Origin of the sequence: Rothia sp. HMSC065D02 (assembly GCF_001815285.1) — a bacterium.
In the GTDB taxonomy this organism is placed as follows: Bacteria; Actinomycetota; Actinomycetes; order Actinomycetales; family Micrococcaceae; genus Rothia; species Rothia dentocariosa.
Map to the genome: position 1 here is coordinate 1 of NZ_KV820071.1, position 7990 is coordinate 7990.

Annotated in this window: 6 protein-coding genes and 1 pseudogene; 5 read left to right on the forward strand and 2 right to left on the reverse strand. The window is 50.5% G+C overall.

Annotation, left to right across the window (positions count from 1 at the left end):
* Together HMPREF3016_RS01270 and HMPREF3016_RS11200 are read right to left on the reverse strand one after the other, a co-directional pair.
* Positions 1-4275: DUF6531 domain-containing protein (locus HMPREF3016_RS01270; RefSeq protein ID WP_246828410.1), on the reverse strand; the 4275-nt coding region annotated here is incomplete at its 3' end.
* Complete coding sequence (locus HMPREF3016_RS11200) at positions 4170-5165, reverse strand: hypothetical protein (protein WP_246828408.1); 996 nt, start codon at positions 5163-5165, stop codon at positions 4170-4172. The genes HMPREF3016_RS01270 and HMPREF3016_RS11200, both read right to left, overlap by 106 nt.
* Before the next feature lie 384 nt (positions 5166-5549).
* On the opposite strand from HMPREF3016_RS11200, the gene HMPREF3016_RS01280 reads away from it, so the two are divergent.
* From HMPREF3016_RS01280 to HMPREF3016_RS01300, 5 genes and pseudogenes are all read left to right on the forward strand, one after another.
* Positions 5550-5966 carry a hypothetical protein gene (locus tag HMPREF3016_RS01280; protein ID WP_070739569.1) on the forward strand — a complete coding sequence of 139 codons (417 nt, stop codon included), beginning with the start codon at positions 5550-5552 and terminating at the stop codon, positions 5964-5966.
* Positions 5967-6010: 44 nt separating this feature from the next.
* Complete coding sequence (locus HMPREF3016_RS01285; RefSeq protein WP_037231322.1) at positions 6011-6655, forward strand: hypothetical protein; 645 nt, start codon at positions 6011-6013, stop codon at positions 6653-6655.
* A 115-nt stretch (positions 6656-6770) separates the two neighbouring features.
* Positions 6771-7409, forward strand: a complete 639-nt coding sequence (locus HMPREF3016_RS01290) for a hypothetical protein (protein ID WP_246828409.1) — start codon at positions 6771-6773, stop codon at positions 7407-7409.
* A 48-nt stretch (positions 7410-7457) separates the two neighbouring features.
* A complete protein-coding gene (locus tag HMPREF3016_RS01295) occupies positions 7458-7616 on the forward strand; it encodes a hypothetical protein (RefSeq protein ID WP_048751190.1) in 159 nt (52 codons plus the stop codon).
* Positions 7606-7990, forward strand: a pseudogene (locus HMPREF3016_RS01300) (hypothetical protein); the annotation flags it as partial. The gene HMPREF3016_RS01295 and the pseudogene HMPREF3016_RS01300, both read left to right, overlap by 11 nt.

The following is a 7990-nucleotide window of genomic DNA, read 5'->3' on the forward strand; positions in this document are numbered from 1 at the left end:
ACGCACAGACCCGGCACCGGTAAACGAGAACCCGGCAGGAAGCATAGATTCCCACACACCGCTATCATCCGCACTCAAAACATGCGGAAGACCAGGAATATTCATCCCCTGGGCATCCGGTGCAGAACCCAGTATGGACGGCACAGCCCACGGGTCAAAACCACCGGCAATACCAACCTGGGAGAAACCGCCGTCAGACCCGGGAGCAGGCACGCCGCCAGCACCTAAAATCTGTGGCATAGCAGCATCCGGATCCCACAACAACGGCACCGAAACACCATTCACCCCGGCTACCTGGGCAAGTTCACCAGTCACATCAGTTACCATACGAACCCGTGATGCAGCTTCACCGCCGTGAGCAGTCACATACGTATCCGTTACCGAGGCCAGCCCGGAATACGCGCCCCAAGCGTACTCACGAACCCGTTGTACACCCCTGTCATCGGTGATAATCTCACAGGTACGTTCACCAGCGGCATTGTACTCATACGTGGTCACTGTCGTGGACGTATGCTCCGCTGTACGGTCGGTAGCAATAATTTCGGTGAGTTGGTTCAAACGGTTATAGGCGAACGAACGTTCACCCGACAGTACCCGCGAAGTCTCCTCAGGCTCGTCCGTGCCATTGGAATGACGCCAAGTGCGCTCAGAAACCATGAGCCCGGATTCAAAGACCCATTCAAACTCCAGATCACCAGCACGAGAACCCGTCAACTGGCCGGCAGCATCATAGGTATACACCACCAGCCCATCGGCAGAATCCAAGCCCACAATACGACCCTGCTCATCACGAATAACCTCGGTACGCTCAACCGAATCCGCCTTCGCTGTGTTCTCGCGCGAGTACGAGCACACCAGACCGGACTCACTATCAAACTCCCAGCGCGAGAGAATGTCGCCTAACTGGGCACGGATCAGCCTGCCCATCGCATCGTAGGAATACTGCGCCGCCGGGCTCTCACGGTGAGCATCTTGATCAGCGCGTGACATACTCACCACGCGACCAGCACCATCGTGGGCAATCGCAGTCTCACCGTACGGGGTCACCATGCGCGTACGGTAACCGTCGGCATCGTACCCCAACGTGAGTGTGTACGCGCCCGTGTTCGTGAAAGTATTCAACACCTGAACCTGCGCATCTACATCCGCCGTGCCAGAGCACGGACCCGCAGTATCGGTTATCACGCCCGAACGTGAACGCTCCATCAGCAAACCGCGTGCATCATACACAAACCGATGCTGTACAAACGCATCCTCAGACGCGCCAGCTTCAAGGGCCTGAGCACTAGCGTAATCGCGCACCCACACGGTACGACCCTGATCCTCGACCCCAAACTCGGCAGCCTTCACACCATCAACACACGTATGCGCCAGGCGACCACCAGCAGCGTAATCATAAGTATGCGTATACTCGCGTACACCATCGTGAGCACGAATCAGACGACCGGCAGCATCATAGGCGTACTCCTGCACCGACTCATCATCCGTACCCGCAGCCTTAATCACACGCACCAGACGATCTAGCGCATCGTACTCATAATCAGTCACCTGACCGGAAGCATCGACAACACGGCAAACCTGCCCGGTTGCGGTATACGAGAAATGCGTGCGGAACCCCAGACCGTCCGTTGCCTGGATAATCTGACCGGCAGCATCGTACTTAAACCTTCGCTGCCCGAAAGCACTATCGCGCACACCAACCAGGCGACCACACAAATCGTACTCGTACGATGCCACACGTGCACCAGACTCCACACCGGTCACTCGACCACACACATCATAAGTGATCTTCTCCACCGACCCGTCAGGGTTAACACGCCTAATAATCTGCGAAGCGGCATCATACTCCAGCCGGGTTATCGCCCAAGCAGAAGGCTCAACAACCCGCGAAACCCCCTCTTCATCGGTGTACCGCCCGGGAGTATCCAGGCCAACAGCATGAGAGATCACCCGCCCGGCAGCATCATACTCATAGGTCTCGATACGGCCAGCTGCAGAGATCACCCGCAGCACACGCCCAGCACCATCACGTTCACAACGGGTCAGCCCACCGGCAGCATCAAGAATCTCAACCGGGCGACCTGCGGCATCATAAGTGATGAACTCGCTCTCAACATCGGCCTTCTTCGCAGAAGACCCGCCCCGGGCACGCTTCTGCTCAGACGTAACCCGACCGAAAATATCCGTATGAATGAACGAGGACGAGAACGCATCCGCGATCTCCTCAATACCGCGCTGACGATCTACCCTGCGTTTAATTTCAACACCGGTAGCATCCGTCACCGACGACAACTCGCCGTTCAAATCATAGGAATACCGGGTGACAGCACCGCTCGGGTCAGTAGCCTCAACCAGCTGAGACAAACCATCATAAACATAATTCCATACGGCACCGCTGGCGGTAGTGAGACCAACAAGGTTACCCCATGTGTCAAAAGTGCCTTCGGTCGTATGACCTAGCGGGTTAGTAACACTAGCAATTTCCCCGCCTGCATTGTAGGTAAACCGGATAGTGGCACCGTAGGGATCCGTTACCGAAATGGGGAGATTTCCACGACTCCAAGACGTATTGGTGCTGTTACGTACCAGCGAGGGAAGGGATTCTACGGCAAACTCGGGGTACGCAAAAGTCCAGCGGGCACCATCTGCGTTTTCAATACTCGCAAGCGCGCCCGAAGAATTGTACGTCGCCGTACCGCGACGACCAAGCGGATCTATAACCCCAATAACACGTCCGTGGTCATCACGTATCAAGGTTGTAGTATTACCCGCACCGTTTGTCACGAGCACGAGATCACCGTAAGCATCGTACTCGAAGGTTGTGGATACACCCGTCGGGTCAGTGACTCGGGTAAGAAGACCCCTGTCGTCCCAATCATAAAGCGTCTGAGCACCGTCTGCGTCAATCACAGCGCTTGGGTTTGGGTTCACCGAATCCGCATATTCATAGCTCACGGTCATTGGTGTACCCAGATTGCGAGGATCACGTGCATCCCGCACAGATACGCCGGTTATGCGATCGTGTTCATCCCACCCGTAAGTATAGTCGGTACCCTCGGGAGTACGTTCACGCTTCAGCCTGCCTCGGTTATCGAATACGCGCGCGGTCCTAGAACCATCGCGCTCAGTAATACCCACACGGTTTCCGAAAGAATCGTACCGCATGGTCTGTCGACTGCCGTCGGTAGCGGTGATTCCGATCAAGCGTCCCTTAGAATCGCTTGTCCAGAGGTTAGAGTTATCCCCTGTTTCAGCATCCGCCACGATAGTAACCAAGCTCGGGGTATAGGTATACGAAACTTCGCGCCCATACTCGGTGAGCTGGTGAACTACCCGGCCCAGTTCATCGTAGGTGTTGGTAACCTCTACAATCCCGTTGGCATTGATAACCTCACGGATAAGTCCGGCATCCGTGTGAGTATACGAACGGACACCCGCATTTGTTGCCACACTCGTCAGATACTCACCCTCATACGAATATTCTGCGGCCATTAGCGGCGTATCGGCTTCGGCGCCAGTCGTGTTGTAAGTATAAGCACTAATCGGGCGATACTCGGGAGCCTCAGTGCTTTGAACTAGCGCTTCATAGTTCACACGAATCCCGCGCTGGGATCCTGGATGCACCAGATCTGTAACCTGTCCCTGCGCGTCACGGAATGCGACCACAGTATTTGATGGGTGCCCATCAGTAGCACTCACCCAATCCCCAGAAGCGCTGAACCCAAAGGATTCGTGAGCGTTATTCATCACGATCCAATAGAAGGGTTCCTGCGTGAGAGCTTGATCTGCGGATTCATCTAAGCCACGAGAACTCTTGAGCTGTTGCTGTGTTTCACGCTGCGAGGCTTCAACTCGCGCATATGCATCAGAACCCGGTTCTGCCTTTGTCAGCCACCATGCTTCCCCGGAGGCACGCGCGAATCCTTCACCTTCACGCGCGAACGTGAGGATGCGCCCATCGGCGGTAAACCATGATGCTTTGTCAGCATCAAACTCAAGACGCTGATCCAGAGTAGAGGACCATCCGATGCCAAAAACACCCGAAGGAATATCTTGCGAGTTAGTCACAGCCAAGCTGTTATACATACGTTTCAGGTTCAGATTACGCGCAAAAGTTCCCGGGAAAGAAAGGTCGGTTTCAGGCTCAATGAAGTTACCCGTTGCCACGTTTACCGGATCATTTGCGAAGCCGGAAGTAGGGATTTCGCCCGTGACCTGAGCGGGATGAACCTCGATTTTCTGAACCTGAGGAGCACCAGTTCCACGCTCCTGCATACGCTGATCCAGATACGCATTCGAGACGGTTTTGATGTTACCGGTGCCAGACCCAGCATCCCTAAAATCCTGGGCAACTCCAGAAACCCAGGTATTGACCTGGTTGCTCTGTTGAAGCCACCCCGCCATGCTGTTGATTGTTTCGCTGATATCGAGCGACCCGTGATGGCACGAACTTGTGTATGTGTTAGCGCATTCGTAATGTCGGTATGCTTGAGGCCTGCTTCGTTGTCGTAGGATACACAGGCAGTATTGTAGCCGTCGAGGTTCTCTGGAATAGCAGAGGAAGTGCCGCCGGATGCATCAGGGGCGCCAGCATTGACATCGCGCTGCGGGGCAGAGCCGGGCTCAGCAGGTTTCGACGGGTTGGGAGCATAATCGGGACGGTGTTTGTTGAGAACAACACCATCCCAAGTTTGCTGCAAACCGTTGCGGTTCTCCCACTCCCGGGCTTTCTTACGGTTTTCGTTTTCAACATGTGCGCACTCTTTGATGTAATCTACCAGCTTCGCGCCATAACGGAGCATCGCCACAACGTTGGCGGAGTTATTGGCAAGTTGTACGTGGCACATATGAAAGTCGTGGGCGTATTTGCCCTCAAATTTATCTCGTGCAGTATCAAAAAGACCGTCTCGTCCACCCTGCTGGGTTTCGATAGTGTCTGCGGCAGAATTCAGCGCATTTCTGAGGTTATCGGATGCCCCATCATCAAACTGAACGTCAGGCATAGCGCGCGGCTTATCAGCCGTGCCGATACTCATATTGTCGTCAACAGAGCTTTGCGGAGGATCAACATGCTTGAGCTCAGGCATAGGCGCAGGCTTACCGCCCAAAGAACTTGGTGAACCGCTGTTTTCAGGGGCGATAGGTTCAGGGCGGACGTGCGGCATAGCTGCTCCTTGTGTGGTTGTAGTTATATCAACGTAGATATAGTTAATGTTTGCGAGTGTCACAGAACACTGTATAGGATATATTTACCCTAACCTTCACATAAGGGTTAGTCAAGGATATTCGTCATGAACAGTACATTTAGGCGCGGCATGTCGGGCTGCTTCGCGCGTGAGGCGGTTGCCGAATCATGCATATACGGGAACGGACATGCACCGGTCGAGTACAACCAACCTGACCTTTAAGGGGTGATGTTTAGATTTCTACCTCCGGCAGTGTAGGCGCTGTACTCACTCACGGGAAGTCCTGACTTAAAGGTCGAAATCATAAGTTATTGGTAGGAATAATAGGGATAAAGAGTATAAGGGGCCTGGAGAGTAACAACAATGGGAAACTATATTTATTATTCCCTCATCTTTAGTGGCATCGTTATCTGTAGTTACCTCTCGTATCGAAGCGAGAAAAAACAAAAGAACTACTATCAGAAAATAACCTCGGCGTATACCATGGACTGGGGTGCCACACCGTCCTCGCATCGTGTGCCAACATTCGGCAAAGCAGGAGAAGACTCGTCTGCTGAGGGAAGTACTGTGCATAAGAATGAGCGCTCTGATACTTTGGGAGAAACTCCTGAATCTGTTCCTGCTAGGGATGTCGAGGAGTTCGTGGAGAGTTTTACGAACATTGTTCAGAGGCGGCCTTTGCTATTCCCCATTGCAGGATGGGCCATGATGATAACAATCATATTTTTTGTAGGCTATATTATTCTAGCTTTTATTGCAAGAAGGCCTTCGGAAGAATAAAAACACGACTCTACGGTAGGTATTTGAGAAACTTAAGGAAAGAAATGATTCAGGTTCTTGGGGTAGGAAGCCTCATTCTTTTCGGCATATCGTGTATATTTCTACTATATGCTCAGCGGAACTGGAATTATCGGAATTTGAAATACCCGTACCGGGGCACAAAAGATAAGTTCCAAGGAATTCTTGCTAATATTATACTTTTGCTATCGTCTATCCCTATTATCATTCTTTCACTCATAGGAATTTATATCCCAGAATACCCTGGGACAGTTATATTTTTACCAGCGATGAATGTAGGGTGGTACTCTGGTGTTTATTATTACCTGAGTCGAAAGAATTTCTACCTGTGGACTACCCCGGAAGGGTTTTCATGGTCGAACACATGGGGTAAAAAATATCAAGCAACCTACCGAAACATTCATAAATATCGGTATTACGCCCGTGAGGGAGATCTAACCTGGATGATACTCAAAACACAGCACGGTACATTACGCTTCGACCCCAAACTCACTAATGCCGGTCTTTTGATACCTCAGCTTGCCTTCCGCCTCACAACAGGGTATTGGGCTCAGCATGATCACTCAGACGATCAAGACAAAATCCAATGTTTTTATGACGATCCAGAGGAAACACAGGACCTTGTAATGTCTTACTCTGGTCTTACCTTCAAGAGTGAGGAAAGAATATAGCAGAAGGTGCATTCTCAGGGGATGCTCTCATCTCTGTAAAATTCTTTTTAGAGAAACAGGATGACCTTCATAATAATAAGATTAATAAAAACATTCTGGTAAGGAGGCGATAATAGTGACAGATATTATCAGGCTTATGATACCTCTTGTTGCTGCAATATTACCTTCGCTGGGGGTATTGATAGCTTCTAAATTTGTTACTACTAAAATAAACTATTATAAGCTTGAAGATGTGGTGACATATCGCCTTAAAATAGTGCATAAAATTGCTGCTGTTATATCATATATATTTTTTGTTTTTATAGTATATATCTATATAACTCTTTATTTGTATGCTGGACTGGAATTTGTGACCGTATGGCCGATATGGACCCCTTTGGCAATATATATCATGATTATTATACATATTTTTCGTAATTATAGATATTCATATATCACTATTGATGATGAAGGTATTACATATAAGGTTTTTATGGGCAGAAAGAAGTATATTTCTTATGTGAATATTGCAGAGTACAATCTTAAGCCTTACCAGGATCGTTTTATTTTGCGTAGCAGTACAGGCAAAAAAGTCGTGGTACGTCCTGTTGGAATGTCTTTGCAACAGCTCCTGTTCTATGTTTCTTTTCGTGTCACTGAGGGTCGTTGGCCTCGTCTGGATTCAAGTATTGATCGCAAAGCTCTGGAAGATTCGCTTGGTTCTAATTCTGGTGTTCTATACCTGCTGGAACATCCGTGCGAGAAGATAGAGTAGTACATGCACCCGCTAAGCCCACTAGTCCTTAAGGAGAAGGCTCAGAAGATGATTCAGAAAGTAGGAATTAACACGATCAAAAGTGCTGGTACTGCTGGGGCGAAAACCTATGGCGGCAACATTAAAAATGCTCGTGGGGAATCCGAAGCTCCCGGGGCTAGTCTTCAGACCGGCACTTCAGGGGCGGTAGCTGCTGATGAGCAGTGAACTTATCTTTGGTCTCTTCTGCCTAGTCTTTGTGGTGGGGACGTTTTGGCTCTCAGCAGTATTTGAAGGACGTCGGCGTGAGCGTGAGCAGAAAATTCAGCAGATATTAGAAGAAGCCTCTGACCCTCGGGCTGTGGTGCGGGTGTTGGCCTCGGTGCGGGTACAAGCCTCATGGTTCATGAAAATGCTCTTATGGGTAGCGCTTTTGCTGTTACTCTTTTTGGCTTTTCTTTTGGGCCTTATGACTATCGCGACTCTTGTTTCACAGGATCATAAGCCTGGATATACCACAAGTGAATGGGTTGAATTAGGACTCATTATTGTGGGTCTTCCTTCTGTGGTGTGGGGTTTGTGGGTGTGCAGGGTCTCGTACC

Excerpts from the sequence above, each read along its gene's own strand:
- HMPREF3016_RS01295 (WP_048751190.1), top strand. The coding sequence starts at position 7,458 with ATGATTCAGAAAGTAGGAATTAACACGATCAAAAGTGCTGGTACTGCT.
- HMPREF3016_RS01280 (WP_070739569.1), top strand. The coding sequence starts at position 5,550 with ATGGGAAACTATATTTATTATTCCCTCATCTTTAGTGGCATCGTTATC.
- HMPREF3016_RS11200 (WP_246828408.1), bottom strand. The coding sequence starts at position 5,165 with ATGCCGCACGTCCGCCCTGAACCTATCGCCCCTGAAAACAGCGGTTCA.
- HMPREF3016_RS01285 (WP_037231322.1), top strand. The coding sequence starts at position 6,011 with ATGATTCAGGTTCTTGGGGTAGGAAGCCTCATTCTTTTCGGCATATCG.